11 protein-coding genes and 3 rRNA genes are annotated in these 17273 nt (G+C 64.4%); 5 read left to right on the top strand and 9 right to left on the bottom strand.

What is annotated here, in order from left to right:
- Positions 1–978 precede the first annotated feature (978 nt).
- Positions 979–1716, top strand: a complete 738-nt coding sequence (locus ATK36_RS26225; protein WP_098513922.1) for a thioesterase II family protein — start codon at positions 979–981, stop codon at positions 1714–1716.
- A gap of 36 nt (positions 1717–1752) precedes the next feature.
- Here the strand turns inward: ATK36_RS26225 and ATK36_RS26220 are convergent, their stop codons facing one another.
- The 4 genes from ATK36_RS26220 to ATK36_RS26210 form a co-directional block, all read right to left on the bottom strand.
- Complete coding sequence (locus tag ATK36_RS26220; protein WP_170069911.1) at positions 1753–2991, bottom strand: RNA polymerase sigma factor; 1239 nt, start codon at positions 2989–2991, stop codon at positions 1753–1755.
- On the bottom strand, positions 2991–3335 hold the full coding sequence (locus tag ATK36_RS32515; RefSeq protein WP_170069910.1) for a hypothetical protein: 345 nt from the start codon (positions 3333–3335) through the stop codon (positions 2991–2993). The genes ATK36_RS26220 and ATK36_RS32515 overlap by 1 nt, the downstream gene beginning before the upstream one ends.
- Before the next feature lie 25 nt (positions 3336–3360).
- Positions 3361–4101 (bottom strand): TetR/AcrR family transcriptional regulator, encoded by a 741-nt coding sequence (locus tag ATK36_RS26215; protein WP_245915168.1) that lies wholly within the window; start codon positions 4099–4101, stop codon positions 3361–3363.
- 454 nt (positions 4102–4555) lie between these two features.
- On the bottom strand, positions 4556–5176 hold the full coding sequence (locus ATK36_RS26210) for an L-threonylcarbamoyladenylate synthase (protein ID WP_098513921.1): 621 nt from the start codon (positions 5174–5176) through the stop codon (positions 4556–4558).
- 82 nt (positions 5177–5258) lie between these two features.
- Between ATK36_RS26210 and ATK36_RS26205 the strand changes: the two genes are divergently transcribed.
- The 3 genes from ATK36_RS26205 (at position 5259) to ATK36_RS26195 (ending at position 7261) form a co-directional block, all read left to right on the top strand.
- Positions 5259–5978 (top strand): MgtC/SapB family protein, encoded by a 720-nt coding sequence (locus tag ATK36_RS26205; protein WP_098513920.1) that lies wholly within the window; start codon positions 5259–5261, stop codon positions 5976–5978.
- 118 nt (positions 5979–6096) lie between these two features.
- Positions 6097–6909 (top strand): DivIVA domain-containing protein, encoded by an 813-nt coding sequence (locus ATK36_RS26200; protein ID WP_098513919.1) that lies wholly within the window; start codon positions 6097–6099, stop codon positions 6907–6909.
- A 70-nt stretch (positions 6910–6979) separates the two neighbouring features.
- Positions 6980–7261 carry a metal-sensitive transcriptional regulator gene (locus ATK36_RS26195; protein ID WP_033294707.1) on the top strand — a complete coding sequence of 94 codons (282 nt, stop codon included), beginning with the start codon at positions 6980–6982 and terminating at the stop codon, positions 7259–7261.
- A gap of 321 nt (positions 7262–7582) precedes the next feature.
- On the opposite strand, the gene ATK36_RS26190 is transcribed toward ATK36_RS26195, so the two are convergent.
- Both ATK36_RS26190 and ATK36_RS26185 read right to left on the bottom strand, forming a co-directional pair.
- Positions 7583–9820 carry a heavy metal translocating P-type ATPase gene (locus ATK36_RS26190; protein WP_098513918.1) on the bottom strand — a complete coding sequence of 746 codons (2238 nt, stop codon included), beginning with the start codon at positions 9818–9820 and terminating at the stop codon, positions 7583–7585.
- 10 nt (positions 9821–9830) lie between these two features.
- Positions 9831–10037, bottom strand: a complete 207-nt coding sequence (locus ATK36_RS26185) for a heavy-metal-associated domain-containing protein (protein WP_098513917.1) — start codon at positions 10035–10037, stop codon at positions 9831–9833.
- A gap of 115 nt (positions 10038–10152) precedes the next feature.
- Here ATK36_RS26185 and cobF point away from each other — a divergent pair, with 115 nt between their 5' ends.
- Positions 10153–10914 carry a precorrin-6A synthase (deacetylating) gene (gene cobF, locus ATK36_RS26180; protein ID WP_098513916.1) on the top strand — a complete coding sequence of 254 codons (762 nt, stop codon included), beginning with the start codon at positions 10153–10155 and terminating at the stop codon, positions 10912–10914.
- 919 nt (positions 10915–11833) lie between these two features.
- Here cobF and rrf read toward each other — a convergent pair.
- The 3 genes from rrf to ATK36_RS26165 form a co-directional block, all read right to left on the bottom strand.
- Positions 11834–11950, bottom strand: a 5S ribosomal RNA gene (gene rrf, locus ATK36_RS26175).
- Positions 11951–12042: 92 nt separating this feature from the next.
- A 23S ribosomal RNA gene (locus tag ATK36_RS26170) occupies positions 12043–15168 on the bottom strand.
- 283 nt (positions 15169–15451) lie between these two features.
- A 16S ribosomal RNA gene (locus ATK36_RS26165) occupies positions 15452–16973 on the bottom strand.
- Together the 16S, 23S and 5S rRNA genes form the textbook arrangement of a ribosomal RNA operon.
- Between the last annotated feature and the right edge of the window lie 300 nt (positions 16974–17273).

Here is a 17273-nt window from a genome sequence, read left to right as displayed (position 1 = left end):
ACTCACCGCTGGAGGCCACCAGGTACGTCCACCTCGCGACTTACTCGACAGCTCCGCCCCACCCGACCTCAGCACCCCGTTCGAGATCTTCCATCCCGACGAAGCAGCGGCCACGACGGAATCACAACCGAACTTCACCCCGAGAACCGGCGGCGACACGCCCTCCGACACCCGACACCCGACACCCGCCGCTCGGCGCTGCATCCGGCTGCCACGCTGAACCCGGACGCCCCGCTGCAGTGGCGGCGCCCGACACGGCCGGGCGGATCGGCAAGCCGACACTCAACCGTCCGAAAAGGACACCACAGGTGACCCTTCGCCGACGCAATCCTGGAACGGACGAGGACCACCCCCCGTCCGGCCAAACCCTCAGATGTCCACGCAAACCCCACCAGCACACCGGCCACGATCTACGGCGGACTCCCTCCTCCGCACATGCCGGTCTGGCAGACAGACACAAACGACCCACACCACATCCACGACCTGCTCACCTCCACCAGCACCCAGCCCTACCCGCACGCCGGACGCTCACGACACAAGGCACGTCTCGAATAATCCGCCGCATCCCTTGCAGCCTCCCAACGGTCCACAATGGCCAGAATCAGAGCACGCCCGAACCATCCATGCTGAAGCCAATTTCACCAGACGTTCAATGGACACCACTTAAGCACCCGTTCAATCCCATCAGAGTCACCTTTCCGCCAGCGTTCTTGTTGCCCCGAAGGTCCTGGGCAACTTGCCGACTATCTGCACCACCTGCCTCCTGATCGCACCCGGCCTTCAGCAGCGGATCGGCAACCGTCACCAACCTCGCGTTACCGGCAGGCACCTGCGGTGGAACCCGAGACCTGACCTTTGGCGAAATGACGTTCTCCGAAAGCTGGCACCGGCCTGGTCACCGATCAGTGACTTTCCTCAAACCGCCCCGAATCCGCCTGGCTACCGCTGCCGGTAAGGTCTCCTGCACAAGGAGGTGCCATGACCGACGATCGCTGGCTACGGCGTTATCACCCTGTGGAACATGCTGCAGCGCGCCTGGTCTGCCTGCCGCACGCAGGTGGTGGCGCATCCTTTTTCCACTCTCTGTCACAAGAGATTTCACCGGCGGCCGATGTCGTGGTCGTGCAGTACCCGGGGCGGCAGGATCGGTTGTCCGAACCGCCGCTGTACTCGGTGGCGGAACTTGCGGACAAGGTCACCCAAGCTCTTCTGCCGCGGCTGGATCTCCCCATCGTGCTCTTCGGGCACAGCATGGGCGCGACGGTCGGCTACGAGGTAGCGCGACGCCTGGAAGCCCGCGGTATCGCGGCGCACGCACTGGTCGTTTCCGGGCGCCGGGCGCCCTCTCGACTGGTCAAGGAAACCACGCACCTGCTGGACGACGACGCTCTCCTCGCCAAGGTCGGCAAACTCGGCGGCACCGATCCGCAGGTACTGCGCGACCCGGAGCTCCGCAGCATGGTCCTGCCTGCCTTGCGCGCCGACTACACCGCCATCGGCACCTACCAGCCGGACAACGAGGGTCTGCTCACCACCCCCATCCACGCACACACCGGCACCGAAGACGACCATGCACCCGTCGACGACGTCCGCGCGTGGGCCGGCCACACCACGGGTGGCTCCAGCTTGGAGACCTACCCCGGCGGGCATTTCTACCTGATTCAGCAGACCACCGCGCTGGCCACGTGGCTACGCCGGCTGCTCGCCCAGGTCTGACGCCGCGGACGGCCGCCTGTGCGCCCGAGCGGACGGTCAGTCCGCGGGTAAACACTTCGCCGCCTGTGACTGAAGGTACTGCCGTTCCGGGACGCTGCTCGTCCGTTTCGCTGCGCGAAGGTAGTGCTCGTGGGCGCCTGCCTGATCACCGGCGAGTTCGAGCAGATGCGCGCGTACGGCGTCGAACCGGTGGCCTTGGCTGAGCCGCTTGTCTCCGTCCAAGGTGGCGAGCAGAGCCAGAGCAGCCTCAGGGCCGTGCACCATGGCGACCGCGATCGCCCTGTTCAAGGTGGTCACCGGTCCCGGCGCGAGCTGCTCCAGCACCCCGTACAGCTCGAGGATCTGTGGCCAGTCGGTGGTGTCGGTACTTCGGGCTTGATCGTGCAGCGCGGCGATGGCCGCCTGCACCTGATACGGGCCGACCGCGCCGCGCTCCAGCGCCCGGCGCACCAGCTCCACCCCTTCCTCGATCAGCGGCGCGATCCACTTGTCGCGGTCCTGCTCGGCAAGCGGCACGAACGCGCCGGCCTGCCCGGTCCGAGCCGGGCGGCGGGCGTCGGTGAGCAACATAAGCGCCAGCAGCCCGGCCACCTCGGCGTCGTCCGGTAACAGCGTGTGCACGGCGCGCGCGAGCCGGATCGCCTCCCCGGACAGCTCTGCCCGATGCAACTGCTCGCCGGACGAAGCGGTGTACCCCTCGTTGAAGATCAAATAGAGGGCGCGCAACACCACCCGAAGCCGATGCGGCCAGTCCTGCACGGATGGCGCTGCGAAGGTCGCACCGGCAGCAGCGATGCTCTCCTTCGCCCGGGTGATCCGCCGGGTCATGGTCGCTTCCGGCACCAGGAACGCGCGCGCAATCTCCGCAGTGGTCAGCCCACCGACGGCGCGCAGTGTCAGTGCCACCTGCGAGCTGGGCGTGACCGCCGGATGGCAGCAGAGAAACAGCAGGGTCAATGTGTCGTCCTGCGCGCCCGGCCGGTCGTCCCCGGGCCCGGGGACCGCGGCGGTGAGCGCCATGTCCTGCACGGCGACCACCTCTTCGCGTCGCCGCCGCGCACTCTCACTGCGCCACAGGTCGGTGAGCCGCCGGGTGGACACAGTCAGCAGCCAGGCCCGCGGATTGTCCGGCACTTCCCCGCCGGGCCACTGCTCGGCTGCCGCCAGCAAAGCCTCCTGAACAGCGTCCTCGCATGCTTCGAACTGCCCGTATCGGCGTACGAGTGTGCCGAGCACCTGCGGCGCGAGCGGACGAACCAGCTCCCCGACGTCCATCAGCCGACGTCGATTCCGGGTCCAGTACCGACGAGGACCACCGATCGGCCTCTGCTGCTGAGCCCGGCAACCTCCGTATCCGGGATCGGTGCGAAACCGCCGGCCCCTCGGCTCAACCTCGACGCCGCACACCAGCGGATCGGGACCTCGCGCGGCATACCGTCGTTCACCTCCCCGCAGGCCGGCGCCACCACCCCGTCCCGCAGTCCACCCGGCACCTCACCGGATACCGACCGCGCCTTGGTGTCCAACCGGAATCCCGCCACCAGGCGCCGAACCCCTGCGAGCCGCCCGGCAGGCGCGTGCTCCAGGACGGCGGTCACCAGCAATTTCATATCGTTCACCCCCCACACTGTCCCCAACTCCAACCTAATCCAGCCTTGCTGTCACACCGTCGAGCAAGCAGTCGAGCCCCATCCTGAACTGCGTGTCCTCCGGTGACTCGCCCGAGGGTTCGGCTTCCGCGGTCAAGAAACTTTCGAGCACCCGGCCGAGCAACGGGTACGGGCCCGGGTCACGCGCGATCTCACCGAACCAGGATTGCGCGAGTTGCTGCACCTCACCAGGACTGTCCAAGTCGTTGCGCTGCCACATCGCCCGTTCCTCGGCCCGTTGGAGAGCCTCTCCGGTGACGTAGCCCTCGATCAGCCGCGTGTACCCCATGGCCGAGAGCAGGTCCTGACCCAGCCGATCGAAGGTGGCCAGCACGAACTCGGTCCGTCGGCTCGCGTGCGGTCCGGCCGGCGGACGCCGGTGCACCAGCCGTGCGAACCACGGGTGCCGCTTGGTCATCGCCCACATGTCGAGCGCCAGCGCGGTGAGCTCGCCGCGCCAATCCGCACCCGGTTCTTCCGGGGTCGGCACCTCGGCGTTCGCGAGGTCGAGCATCAGATCGACCAGGCCGTCCTTGTTGTACACGTAGCGGTAGAGCGACATCGGCGTGGCAGCGCCGAGCTCTTTCGCCACCGCGCGCATCGTGAGCGCATCAGCGCCGCCGACGTCGGCCAGCCGCACCGCAGCGTTCACGATATCGATCCGGCCGAGGCCCCAGCTCCGCTCCGGCGGCTCAGGCAGCAGCCAGATCGGCGGACTCGGTTCCTGCTCTCCCACGACCTCTCCTTTTCGGTTGCCGCCCGTTCCGAGAACAGTGTATAAAAAAAATATACGACGTACAACCGCGTCGGTGGACCCCTTCCAAGGAGCAGCCATGAACACCCGAATCCCGGTTCTGACCTGCGGCGAAGGCTGCCACGAACCCAGTCTTCCGTCAGTGAGGGATCGTCACCTTCAACCCCCGATCATGCCCCGCCCGAATCGTGCTCAGCCCTGGCCAGGCACAGCGGTAGGGGGCTTGACCGGCGACGCTCCCGGCCCAGCCGCGCGAGTCCGGCCCTAAACAGCTGATCACGGTGCATCTGCACAGAGAGGAGGTACTGCTTATGACATGAGTCCGTCCGGGAGATCCAGCCGGCTTGTGACCAGGGCGTTGCAACGCTGTCGGCGTCCGGTCTGGCCAGGTCTTCGTGGCAGCGTCGACCGGGTCGTGCGGCAGCCAGGCAGTGGGCTATTCGAACCGGGTGGCGTCGCCTGCTCCGTGGCGGACGACCTCGGCCTCGCCGGAGGAATAGTCGATCACCGTGGTTGGCTCCACCCCGCAGTCGCCTGAGTCGACCACCGCGTCCAGCACGTGATCGAGCTCTTCCTTGATCTCCCAGCCCTGAGTGAGGGGTTCGCCGGAGTCGGGCAGCAGCAGCGTGCTCGACAGGATCGGCTCACCCAGCTCGGCGAGCAGAGCCTGGGTGACCAGGTGGTCGGGGATCCGCGCGCCGACGGTCTTCTTCTTGGCGTGGAGGAGCCGGCGCGGTACCTCCTTGGTCGCGGGGAGGATGAACGTGTACGGGCCGGGAGTGCTGGCCTTGATCGCGCGGAACACCGCGTTGTCGATGTGCACGAACTGTCCGAGCTGCGCGAAGTCCTGGCAGACGAGTGTGAAGTGGTGCCGGTGGTCCAAGCTGCGGATGCTGCGGATGCGCTCCATTCCCCGCTGGTTACCGAGTCGGCAGCCGAGTGCGAAGCACGAGTCCGTGGGGTAGGCGATCAGGCCGTCCTCGCGCAGCAAGTCCACTACCTGCCCGAGAGCACGGCGCTGTGGGTTCTGCGGATGCACGTCGAAGTACCGGGCCATGCGCCGAGCTTAGGCGGGACGACTGAGCCGGGCGCGCAGGCAGGCCGCATACCGGGCACAGTGGCCACAGAGGAGGTTCTCCGTGCACGCGTTGTGGTCCACCGGCGAACAGTGGTCACTGCTTCCGCCGGTCCTGCTCGCGCTGGTGCTGAGCACGGTAATCGGACTGGAACGCGAGGTCGGGAACAAGCAGGCCGGGCTGCGCACGCACACCCTGGTGGGCGTCGGATCGGCGGTGTTCATGCTCGTGTCGAAATACGGGTTCGCGGATCTGCTCGGACTGGAACACGTCGCGCTCGATCCGTCGCGGATCGCCGCGCAGATCGTGTCCGGGATCGGCTTCGTCGGCGGTGGGCTGATCTTCGTGCGCCGCGACGCGGTGCGCGGACTCACCACGGCGGCCACGGTCTGGCTCGCGGCGGCGGTCGATGTCGCGTGTGGTGCCGGGCTGCCGGTGCTCGGTGTCGCGACCACGGTGGGGCTCATCGTGATCACTCGGGGTTTCCCACCGCTTTCCCGGTTCGTGGCCCGGCACCGGCGGCAGCCAACGATCCTGCGGCTGAGCTATGCGGACGGCCACGGGGTGCTGCGCGTGGTGCTGACCACATGCACCGACCAGGGGTGGGCCGTGCATCGCGTCGCGGTCGACCGTGAAACGGTTTCCGAGGAGGGGCAACGGATTGCGGCCGTCATGCTGCTCCTGCAGGGACGCGGTGACCTGACCGATCTCACCGCGGAACTCGCGGAATTGCCTGGTGTGCACAGCACTGCGACCGGCACGGAGGACCCGCTCGAAGATTGATCGACCCCGATTCCCCACTCGTGGTCCTCCTTCGGGCACACTGGGGGCAGGTGAAATTCCCCGTGCGGCAGGAAAAGCGAGCAGCCGAGGAGAAACCATCCAAATGGGAGGTGAGCGCATGGCCCCCGGCGGTGGCGAGGACCTGATGCCCGTACGACCGGCTTTCGATCCGGCGTGGCGCGGCTACCACCGTGGCCAGGTCAAGGAATTCGTGGCCTGGGTCGAGGACGAGTTCCGGCGGCTGGCTGCCGAACGGGACGCCGCCGCCCGGCTGGCGGCTGAGCTCGCGGAGCGGAATCGTGAGCTGCACGCGACGATCGACCGGATCAGCCGCACCCCCATCGAAGCGGACGCTCTGCAGGAACGGTCGCGGCGGATGATCGAGCTGACCCGGGAGGAAGCCCGGGAGATCATCGGTTGTGCCGAGGCGACCGCCGAGCGGATCGTCGTCGACGCGGAAGCAGAAGCCGTGCGCCTCACCGAAAAGGAACGCGCGCTGGTCGAAGCGGTGGAACAGGACCGTGAGCGTCAACTGCGCGAGCACGAGAAATTCATGCACGACGCGGCCGAGGAACGAGCAGCCGCCGACGAGGCCGCGGCGAAGGAACGGCGCAGATTGGACGAAGAGGTCACCCACACGCTCACCGAGCGTCGCACGGACGCCGTCCGTGAGATCGCCGAGCGCACTGCTGCCGCCCGGGCCGAGGCAGACGGTCTCGTCAACGGAGCCACCGAGTACGCCGGCCGAATCGTGACCGAAGCCGAAAGCCGGGTCGCCGAGCTGGCCGCGATCCGGCAGCGGCTGACCGCCGCCTTGCGCAGCACCCGCGAACTCATCGCCACCGCGAACGCGGCATTGGATCCGGACGGTGCACCAGTACCGAGTCAACGCCGCACGTCCGCCCTCACGAAGGCCACCCCCACCGGCTGACAGCGACGGCAGATACACCAGGAGGGTATGCTTGACGTCGAGGGCAAGCTGACGAAGGGGACAACGCGCGATGACCGGTTACGGCAGTGAGCGGGAGGCCTACCTCAAGCGGCTCCGCCGGATCGAGGGCCAGATCCGCGGTCTTCAGCGCATGGTCGAGCAGGACAAATACTGCATCGACATCCTGACCCAGGTCTCCGCGGCGACGAAGGCCCTGCAATCGTTCTCCCTGGAGCTGCTCGACGAACACCTGGCGACGTGCGTCGTCGAGGCCGCGGCAGCAGGTGGCGAGGAGGCGGATCTGAAGGTCCGGGAGGCGTCCGACGCGATCGCCCGGCTCGTCCGTTCCTGAGCATCGGCGCGTCTGACCTCGGGTCCGTGGCTGCTCGATGGCGACCGGGCAAGCCCGGCGAGGTCCGATCACTCAGATCAACCACGCCGCCTACCGTCCAGTTGCAAAGTACGCCACGGCTCACGGCTCCCCGATCTGAGCTGCCGGACACCTGGCCCCGGCCTCGCCGACCCGCCCGTCAAACCGAGCGAATCACCTTGTGACCAGGTCACGACCGCCGGTCCTGCTCGCGCTGGTGCTCAGCACGGTGATCGGACTGGAACGCGAGGTCGGGAACAAACAGGCCGGGCTGCGCACGCACACCCCTGGTGGGCGTCGGATCTACGAGGCAGCCCGGAAGCGACGCAGGCGAAGGCTGTTCGACACGACGAAGACCGACGAGATCGCCATCGCGGCGCCGGCGATCATCGGGTTCAGCAGGCCGAAAGCGGCCAGGGGCAGGGCGGCGACGTTGTAGGCGAAGGCCCAGAACAGGTTGCCCCGGATCGTGCCGAGGGTGCGGCGGGAGAGGCGGATCGCGTCGACGGTGGCGCGCAGGTCGCCGCGGACGAGGATCAGGTCGCCGGCTTCGATGGCGGCGTCGGTGCCGGTGCCCATGGACAGGCCCAGGTCGGCCTGGGCCAGGGCGGCGGCGTCGTTCACGCCGTCGCCGACCATCGCGACGGTTCGGCCTTCCTGTTGCAGGCGCTGTACGGCGGCGACCTTGTCCTCGGGCAGCACCTCGGCGATGACCTCGGTGATTCCGGCGGCCTCGGCGACTGCGCGGGCGGCACCTTCGTTGTCACCGGTCAGCAGGATCGGGCGCAAACCGAGGGCACGCAGTTCCGATACGGCTTGCGCAGAGGTCGGTTTGATGGTGTCGGACACCACCAGTACGCCGCGCGCGATGCCGTCCCAGGCGACGAAAACCGCGGTTGCGCCCTCGTCCTCGGCAGTGGTCTTCGCAAGCGCCAGGCGTTCGTCGATGGTGACGCTCCAGTCTGCCAGGAACGCTGCCCGCCCGGCGAGCACGGCGGTCCCGTTCACGAGGCCGGAGACGCCGAGGCCCGCCGTGTTCCGGAAGTCCGTGGCGGTCGGCAGCTCACCTAGGCGTTCCCGGGCACCGTCCGCGATCGCCTTCGCAATCGGGTGCTCGGACGGGTGTTCGATGGCACCTGCGTAGCGCAGCATTTCCGCTGCCTCGACGCCGTCCGCGACGTGCACTTCGGACAGGCTCATCCGCCCGGTGGTGACGGTGCCGGTCTTGTCGAGCACGATCGTGTCGACCCGGCGAGTGGACTCGAGCACCTCCGGTCCCTTGATCAGAATCCCGAGCTGGGCGCCGCGACCGGTACCCACCAGGAGCGCGGTCGGCGTGGCGAGCCCGAGCGCGCAGGGGCAGGCGATGATCAGCACAGCGACCGCCGCGGTGAACGCTTCCGTCGCGTCTCCCCCGGTCGCGAGCCACGCGATCAACGTCCCCAGCGCCAGGACCAGGACAATCGGCACGAACACGGCGGAGACCCGATCCGCTAGCCGCTGGACGGCGGCCTTGCCGCTCTGCGCCTCCTCGACGAGCCGGGCCATCTGCGCGAGCCGGGTGTCGGCACCGACCCGCGTCGCGCGCACCAGGACGCGGCCGCCGACGTTGACCGTCGCACCGGTGACAGCGTCACCCACGGCGACCTCGACCGGGACCGACTCGCCGGTGATCATGCTGACATCGACTGCCGAACTACCCTCGGTGACCACGCCGTCGGTGGCGATCTTCTCCCCCGGCCGCACGACGAAGACGTCGCCGACCCGCAAGCCAGCCACTGGGATTCGCTGTTCACGGCTGTCGCGAAGCACTGTGAGGTCCTTCGCGCCGAGCTCCAGCAGCGCCCGCAGCGCGGCACCGGAACGTCGCTTGGAACGGGCTTCGAAGTAGCGGCCGGCGAGGATGAACGTGGTGACGCCGGATGCGACCTCAAGGTAGATGTTGGCGGTGCCGTCGCCGGGCGTCACGGTGAACTCGAAACCGTGCCGTATCCCGGGCATACCGGCCATACCGAAGAACAGTGCGTACAGCGACCACAGCGTGGCTGCGATTACCCCCAGTGAGATCAGCGTGTCCATGGTCGCCGCGCCGTGCCGCAGGTTGGTCCAGGCGGCGCGGTGGAACGGCCAAGCCCCCCAAACGACCACGGGCGCGGCGAGCGTGAGTGACAACCACTGCCAGTTGTCGAACTGGGCGGCGGGAATCATCGCGAGAACGATCACGGGCAGGGTCAGCAGGGCGGAGCAGATCAGCCGGTCACGCAGGGGCCGAGTCTCGTCTTCTTCGCGCTCGGACTGGTCGGCCTGCGATTCGGGGGCCTGCGCGGTGTAACCGGTGGCCTCGACGACACCCACCAGGTCGTCGACCGAAACGGTGGTGGGGTATTCGACGTGTGCCTTCTCGGTGGCGTAGTTGACGCTCGCCGTCACGCCGTCGACCTTGTTGAGCTTGCGTTCGACGCGGGCGGCGCACGAAGCACACGTCATCCCGCCGATGATGAGCTCGACCGTCCGTGAAGTGTCGTGTGCTGTCGTGTTCATACCGCGCCCCCTACGCGACGAGCCGGTAGCCGGCCTCGGTGACCGCGGCTTCGACCGCGTCCCGGGCCAGCGGCTGCTCGCTGGTCACCTTCACTGCGCCAGCGCCGAGGTCCACCTCGACCGAGTTGACCCCGGTCAGCTCGCCGACCTCCTCCTTCACCGCGCCGACGCAGTGCGCACAGGTCATCCCCTCGACGGTGTACGTGGCCACAGTCATCGCCGCATCCTCCTCTGGTCGCGTCGTCCGATGGCTCCTTTATACCCCTTGGGGGTACGTGTATGCCATCCGGCCCGGCTGCAGGACCGATCGCCCCGCGGGGCAGACTGCGAGCATGCGGAGGATCTATGCGATCGGGATCGGCGCCGGCGACCCGGAACACCTGACTGTCCAGGCCATCGATCGGCTCAACCGGGTCGACGTGTTCTTCGTCCTCGACAAGGGGGAGGCCAAGGCCGACCTGGTACGGCTGCGACAGGACATCCTGGACCGGTTCGTGACCCGGCCGGGGTATCGAGTGGTGAGCGCGCAGGACCCGGACCGGGATCGAACGCCGGCCGACTACCGCGTCGCGGTCGCGGACTGGCACCAGCTCCGCACGGACGTGTACGAACGGCTGATTCGTGACGAGCTGGGCGAAGACGAGACCGGCGCGTTCCTGGTGTGGGGTGACCCGTCGTTGTACGACAGCACCATCGCGCTGATCGAAGCGGTGCTGGCGCGGGAGACGGTGGAGTTCGACTACGAGGTGGTGCCCGGGGTGAGCAGCGTTTCAGCGCTGGCCGCCCGGCACCGCACGACGATGAACCAGATCGGCCGCGCGGTGCACTTCACGACCGGGCGGCGGCTGTCCGAAGGCTGGCCTGCGGATGCGGACGACGTTTTCGTGCTGCTCGATGCCCACACGACCTTCGACCGGTTCGCCGATCAGGGAGTGTGGATCTACTGGGGGGCCTATCTCGGGACGCCGGAGGAGATTCTGGTGTCGGGCTTGCTGGACGCCGGGCTGGCCACGCGGATCCGCGAACTGCGAGCGGAGGCTCGGGAACGGAACGGATGGATCATGGACACCTATCTTTTGCGACGGCCTCGTTGAGTGGAGTTGAGCGGGCTCGTCGGAGTCTCGGCTGCTGTTGAGGTGGGCGGGACCTCTTGCCGAGGTGGGCGGAGGCCCTGACATCGGGCACGTCCGGGCATGGGGTCCGCCTGTGCGGCCCGGCGGCCTGCCCGGGCCGTGGCCGCTGCGTGGCACCGAGATCTGACCAGCTCGGCACGCCTCTTGATGGCGCCGGAATGGTGACCGGCGAGTCCTTCATGCTGTCGGCTTGGCCTGGGGAGCGGGAACCTGCGGAGTTGCTGACCGAGCCGCTATAACGCTGGAAGATGTGCAATGGCCCGGGAAGCGAAGTATTCGGCTCTCAACCTTCGTGTGCGGCTGGGTTCTGCCCGTATATGAGAAAGGACCAGGCTGGTGGCCTGGTCCTGAGGTGTGTCGCCGCCGCAGGCTGGGGGTGGTGCCTGATCCGGTGAGCACTCTCTCCGCCGTGGTGTGCGGGCTGGGCTTCCTTCGGTATATGAGGAAAGGTCCGGGTTGGAGTGGTCTGGTCCTGGGTTGCGGTGGCGTGATGTTGTGGGCGGGTCGTGCGGTGTTTTGCCGGGTGTTGTGCTCCGGTGAGCACGCCCTCGGTCGTGGTGTGCGGGCTGGGGTTCTTCGCCCGGATAGGAGAAAGGACCGGGCTGGTGGCCTGGTCCGGGGTTGGGCTGGTGTGAGGGTGCGGGCGCGTCCTGGCGTGGTTTTGGGCCGTGTGTTGTGTGGTTGGGTGGGCACGTCCCTGCGGGGGTGCCGGGCTTGCTGTGTGCCGGGGGTCCGCAGGGGGGGTGTCGGGGTGAGTGGATGGGGGGTGGTCTGAGGTGTGTGGAGGTCGGCCGGTGACCCGAGGGGGGTGCGGGCATGCAGGGAGGCCCCGGGAGAACCTGTGGGGGTTCTCGACCGGGGCCTCGCCTGTTCATGGTGAGTTCGGCGGTGTCCTACTCTCCCACAACCCTTCGGTTGCAGTACCATCGGCGCTGTCAGGCTTAGCTTCCGGGTTCGGAATGGGACCGGGCGTTTCCCTGACGCTAAAACCACCGAAACACTCCGAAACAACACACACCCACCACCCACCTCACGGTGATGATGCTGGTGTGGTGTTTCAGAACCGTAGAGTGGATGCGTAGCCTCTTCGTGGGCAAGTCCTCGGCCTATTAGTACCAGTCAACTCGACAACACATTACTGTGCTTCCATTTCTGGCCTATCAACCCAATCGTCTCTTGGGGGCCTTAACCCACAGGGGGTGGGATACCTCATCTTGGAACAGGCTTCCCGCTTAGATGCCTTCAGCGGTTATCCCTTCCGAACATAGCCAACCAGCCATGCCACTGGCGTGACAACTGGCACACCAGAGGTCCGTCCGTCCCGGTCCTCTCGTACTAGGGACAGCCTTCCTCAAGTATCCTACGCGCGCGGCGGATAGGGACCGAACTGTCTCACGACGTTCTAAACCCAGCTCGCGTGCCGCTTTAATGGGCGAACAGCCCAACCCTTGGGACCTACTCCGGCCCCAGGATGCGACGAGCCGACATCGAGGTGCCAAACCATGCCGTCGATATGGACTCTTGGGCAAGATCAGCCTGTTATCCCCGGGGTACCTTTTATCCGTTGAGCGACACCCCTTCCACCAGGAGGTGCCGGATCACTAGTCCCGACTTTCGTCCCTGCTCGACCTGTCAGTCTCACAGTCAAGCCCCCTTGTGCACTTGCACTCAACACCTGATTGCCAACCAGGCTGAGGGAACCTTTGGGCGCCTCCGTTACCCTTTAGGAGGCAACCGCCCCAGTTAAACTACCCATCAGGCACTGTCCCTCACCCAGATCATGGGCGTAGGTTCAGATTCCCAATCCGACCAGAGTGGTATTTCAACAACGACTCCACCAACACTAGCGTGCCAGCCTCACAGTCTCCCACCTATCCTACACAAGCCGAACCGAAAACCAATACCAAACTATAGTAAAGGTCCCGGGGTCTTTCCGTCCTGCCGCGCGTAACGAGCATCTTTACTCGTAATGCAATTTCGCCGGGCCTGTGGTCGAGACAGCCGGAAAGTCGTTACGCCATTCGTGCAGGTCGGAACTTACCCGACAAGGAATTTCGCTACCTTAGGATGGTTATAGTTACCACCGCCGTTTACTGGCGCTTAAATTCTCAGCTTCACCCCTCCGAAAAGGAGTTAACCGGTCCTCTTAACGTTCCAGCACCGGGCAGGCGTCAGTCCATATACATCGTCTTGCGACTTCGCATGGACCTGTGTTTTTAGTAAACAGTCGCTTTCCGCTGGTCTCTGCGGCCACACACCGCTCCACCCGCACGGGGTATCACAGTGCCTGGCCCCCCTTCTCCCGAAGTTACGGGGGCATTTTGCCGAGTTCCTTAACCACAGTTCACCCGATCGCCTCAGTATTCTCTACCTGACCACCTGTGTTGGTTTGGGGTACGGGCCGTGCATGCACTCACTAGAGGCTTTTCTCGACAGCATAGGATCACCCACTTCACCTCAAACGGCTACGCATCACGTCTCAGCCCATTGCCAGGCGGATTTGCCTACCTGACGGCCTACACGCTTACACCAGTACAACCACTCACTGGCGGAGCTACCTTCCTGCGTCACCCCATCGCTTGACTACTACGGAATCAGATCCCACGCTCCACACACACCATCCACCCCGAAGGGCATCCAGCGTGGCTTCAGGTGGTTAGTATCAACCGCCTCGCCATGGGCGCACATGCTCGGGTACGGGAATATCAACCCGTTGTCCATCGACTACGCCTGTCGGCCTCGCCTTAGGTCCCGACTTACCCTGGGCGGATTAGCCTGGCCCAGGAACCCTTGGTCATCCGGCGGCAGAGTTTCTCACTCTGCATTCGCTACTCATGCCTGCATTCTCACTCCCACACCCTCCACCACTCGTTTCCACGGCGGCTTCACCGGATGCAGGACGCTCCCCTACCCACCCACACCACTAGACACAACCCCGAAGAGTCGAGCCGATGTATCGTGTGAGTGACACAGCTTCGGCGGTGTGCTTAAGCCCCGCTACATTGTCGGCGCAGGACCACTTGACCAGTGAGCTATTACGCACTCTTTCAAGGATGGCTGCTTCTAAGCCAACCTCCTGGTTGTCTGGGCAATCCCACATCCTTTCCCACTGAGCACACACTTAGGGGCCTTAGCTGGTGTTCTGGGCTGTTTCCCTCTCGACGACGAAGCTTATCCCCCGCCGTCTCACTGCCACACTCTCACACCACGGTATTCGGAGTTTGGTTGATTTCGGTAACCCGGTAAGGCCCCTAGACCATCCAGTAGCTCTACCCCCGTGGTGAAACATGCGACGCTGCACCTAAATGCATTTCGGGGAGAACCAGCTATCACGGAGTTTGATTGGCCTTTCACCCCTACCCACAGCTCATCCCCTCAGTTTTCAACCTAAGTGGGTTCGGCCCTCCACACGGTCTTACCCGCGCTTCAGCCTGGCCATGGGTAGATCACTCCGCTTCGGGTCTAGACCACGCGACTAGAACGCCCTCTTCAGACTCGCTTTCGCTACGGCTACCCCACCCGGGTTAACCTCGCCACGCAGCACTAACTCGCAGGCTCATTCTTCAAAAGGCACGCCATCACCCCACGACAGGGCTCTGACGGCTTGTAGGCACACGGTTTCAGGTACTCTTTCACTCCCCTCCCGGGGTACTTTTCATCTTTCCCTCACGGTACTCGTCCGCTATCGGTCTCCAGGAAGTATTTAGGCTTACCGGGTGGTCCCGGCAGATTCACAGCAAATTCCACGAGCTCGCTGCTACTCGGGAACACCACCAAGAACAACAACACACGTTTTCGCGTACGGGACTCTCACCCACTCCGGTCACCCATCCCAAGGCGTTCCACTAACGCATGCGTCATCCCGAAGACCTGTCAGAATCTTCAAGGCGGGCCCCACAACACCATCTGCACAACGCCTGACAGCTTGACATGCAAACGGTTTAGCCTCTTCCGCTTTCGCTCGCCACTACTCACGGAATCACGGTTGTTTTCTCTTCCTACGGGTACTGAGATGTTTCACTTCCCCGCGTTCCCTCCACACCGGCTATATATTCACCGGCAGGTAACACCACATCACTGGTGCTGGGTTTCCCCATTCGGAAATCCTCGGATCACAGCTCGGTTGACAGCTCCCCGAGGCATATCGCAGCCTCCCACGTCCTTCATCGGCTCCTGAAGCCAAGACATCCACCATGTGCCCTTAACAACTTGACCACAAAGATGCTCGCATCCACTCTACAGTTCTCAAACACCACACCAGAAACAACAGTGCGTTGCCTCAGAACCCAACAGTGCACAGTGAACAACCCACCACCCGAACACGCCCAACCCGTTCCACACAGAGAAAACCCTGCAGTACTAGACATCGAACACATTCACCGTGACCGGCGATAACCAGTAGTTCCACAATTCCTTGAGCAACCCGAGCAGAAACACAGTCGGCTTCCAAACTCAGGCCACCCCCAACCCGTGGGCTGGGATGTGTTGTGCTCCTTAGAAAGGAGGTGATCCAGCCGCACCTTCCGGTACGGCTACCTTGTTACGACTTCGTCCCAATCGCCAGTCCCACCTTCGACCACTCCCTCCCCTTACGGGGTTGGGCCATGGGCTTCGGGTGTTACCGACTTTCATGACGTGACGGGCGGTGTGTACAAGGCCCGGGAACGTATTCACCGCAGCGTTGCTGATCTGCGATTACTAGCGACTCCGACTTCACGCAGTCGAGTTGCAGACTGCGATCCGAACTGAGACCGGCTTTAAGGGATTCGCTCCACCTCACGATATCGCAACCCTCTGTACCAGCCATTGTAGCATGTGTGAAGCCCTGGACATAAGGGGCATGATGACTTGACGTCATCCCCACCTTCCTCCGAGTTGACCCCGGCAGTCTCCCACGAGTCCCCGCCATGACGCGCTGGCAACATAGGATAAGGGTTGCGCTCGTTGCGGGACTTAACCCAACATCTCACGACACGAGCTGACGACAGCCATGCACCACCTGTACACCAACCACAAGGGAAACCACATCTCTGCAGCTGTCTGGCGCATGTCAAGCCCAGGTAAGGTTCTTCGCGTTGCATCGAATTAATCCACATGCTCCGCCGCTTGTGCGGGCCCCCGTCAATTCCTTTGAGTTTTAGCCTTGCGGCCGTACTCCCCAGGCGGGGCGCTTAATGCGTTAGCTACGGCACGGACAACGTGGAATGTCGCCCACACCTAGCGCCCAACGTTTACAGCGTGGACTACCAGGGTATCTAATCCTGTTCGCTCCCCACGCTTTCGCTCCTCAGCGTCAGTATCGGCCCAGAGACCCGCCTTCGCCACCGGTGTTCCTCCTGATATCTGCGCATTTCACCGCTACACCAGGAATTCCAGTCTCCCCTACCGAACTCAAGTCTGCCCGTATCGACCGCACGCTGAAGGTTAAGCCTCCAGATTTCACGGCCGACGCGACAAACCGCCTACGAGCTCTTTACGCCCAATAATTCCGGACAACGCTCGCACCCTACGTATTACCGCGGCTGCTGGCACGTAGTTAGCCGGTGCTTCTTATCCAGGTACCGTCACTCTCGCTTCGTCCCTGGCGAAAGAGGTTTACAACCCGAAGGCCGTCATCCCCCACGCGGCGTCGCTGCATCAGGCTTCCGCCCATTGTGCAATATTCCCCACTGCTGCCTCCCGTAGGAGTCTGGGCCGTGTCTCAGTCCCAGTGTGGCCGGTCACCCTCTCAGGCCGGCTACCCGTCGTCGCCTTGGTAGGCCATCACCCCACCAACAAGCTGATAGGCCGCGGGCTCATCCCGTACCGCCGAAACTTTCCACTCTCGAAGATGCCCCCAAGAGTCATATCCGGTATTAGACCCAGTTTCCCAGGCTTATCCCAAAGTACAGGGCAGATTACCCACGTGTTACTCACCCGTTCGCCACTCATCCACACCCGAAGATGCTTCAGCGTTCGACTTGCATGTGTTAAGCACGCCGCCAGCGTTCGTCCTGAGCCAGGATCAAACTCTCCAACAATGAACGAGTCAAATCCAGACTACTTAAATGTAATCTCAAAGGAAACCCCAACGAGGGGTTTCAAACATAAAGCTCTACTGGCTTAGTTCACTAGCACACTGTTGAGTTCTCAAGCAACACACCCACAGTCACAGCCAACCCCACCAAGGGCAACCACAACCAAAGCAGTCATACCTAGCAGTCTCAAAGCAGAACACCCACTCAATCACCCTCAAGGTGAGAGCTTGGTTCGTGTCCCGCAGCCACCCGGTCTCCCTGGCGACCTGGAGAACATTACACGCCCCACAACCCCCCGAAACA

Source organism: Amycolatopsis sulphurea, assembly GCF_002564045.1.
Taxonomy (GTDB): Bacteria; Actinomycetota; Actinomycetes; order Mycobacteriales; family Pseudonocardiaceae; genus Amycolatopsis; species Amycolatopsis sulphurea.
The sequence above is the reverse complement of the archived record's forward strand: the minus strand, read 5'-3'. Positions and strand labels throughout refer to the sequence as shown.

Excerpts from the sequence above, each read along its gene's own strand:
- ATK36_RS26225 (WP_098513922.1), top strand. The coding sequence starts at position 979 with ATGACCGACGATCGCTGGCTACGGCGTTATCACCCTGTGGAACATGCT.
- ATK36_RS26220 (WP_170069911.1), bottom strand. The coding sequence starts at position 2,991 with ATGGACGTCGGGGAGCTGGTTCGTCCGCTCGCGCCGCAGGTGCTCGGC.
- ATK36_RS26210 (WP_098513921.1), bottom strand. The coding sequence starts at position 5,176 with ATGGCCCGGTACTTCGACGTGCATCCGCAGAACCCACAGCGCCGTGCT.
- ATK36_RS26200 (WP_098513919.1), top strand. The coding sequence starts at position 6,097 with ATGGCCCCCGGCGGTGGCGAGGACCTGATGCCCGTACGACCGGCTTTC.
- ATK36_RS26195 (WP_033294707.1), top strand. The coding sequence starts at position 6,980 with ATGACCGGTTACGGCAGTGAGCGGGAGGCCTACCTCAAGCGGCTCCGC.
- ATK36_RS26190 (WP_098513918.1), bottom strand. The coding sequence starts at position 9,820 with ATGAACACGACAGCACACGACACTTCACGGACGGTCGAGCTCATCATC.
- ATK36_RS26185 (WP_098513917.1), bottom strand. The coding sequence starts at position 10,037 with ATGACTGTGGCCACGTACACCGTCGAGGGGATGACCTGTGCGCACTGC.
- cobF (WP_098513916.1), top strand. The coding sequence starts at position 10,153 with ATGCGGAGGATCTATGCGATCGGGATCGGCGCCGGCGACCCGGAACAC.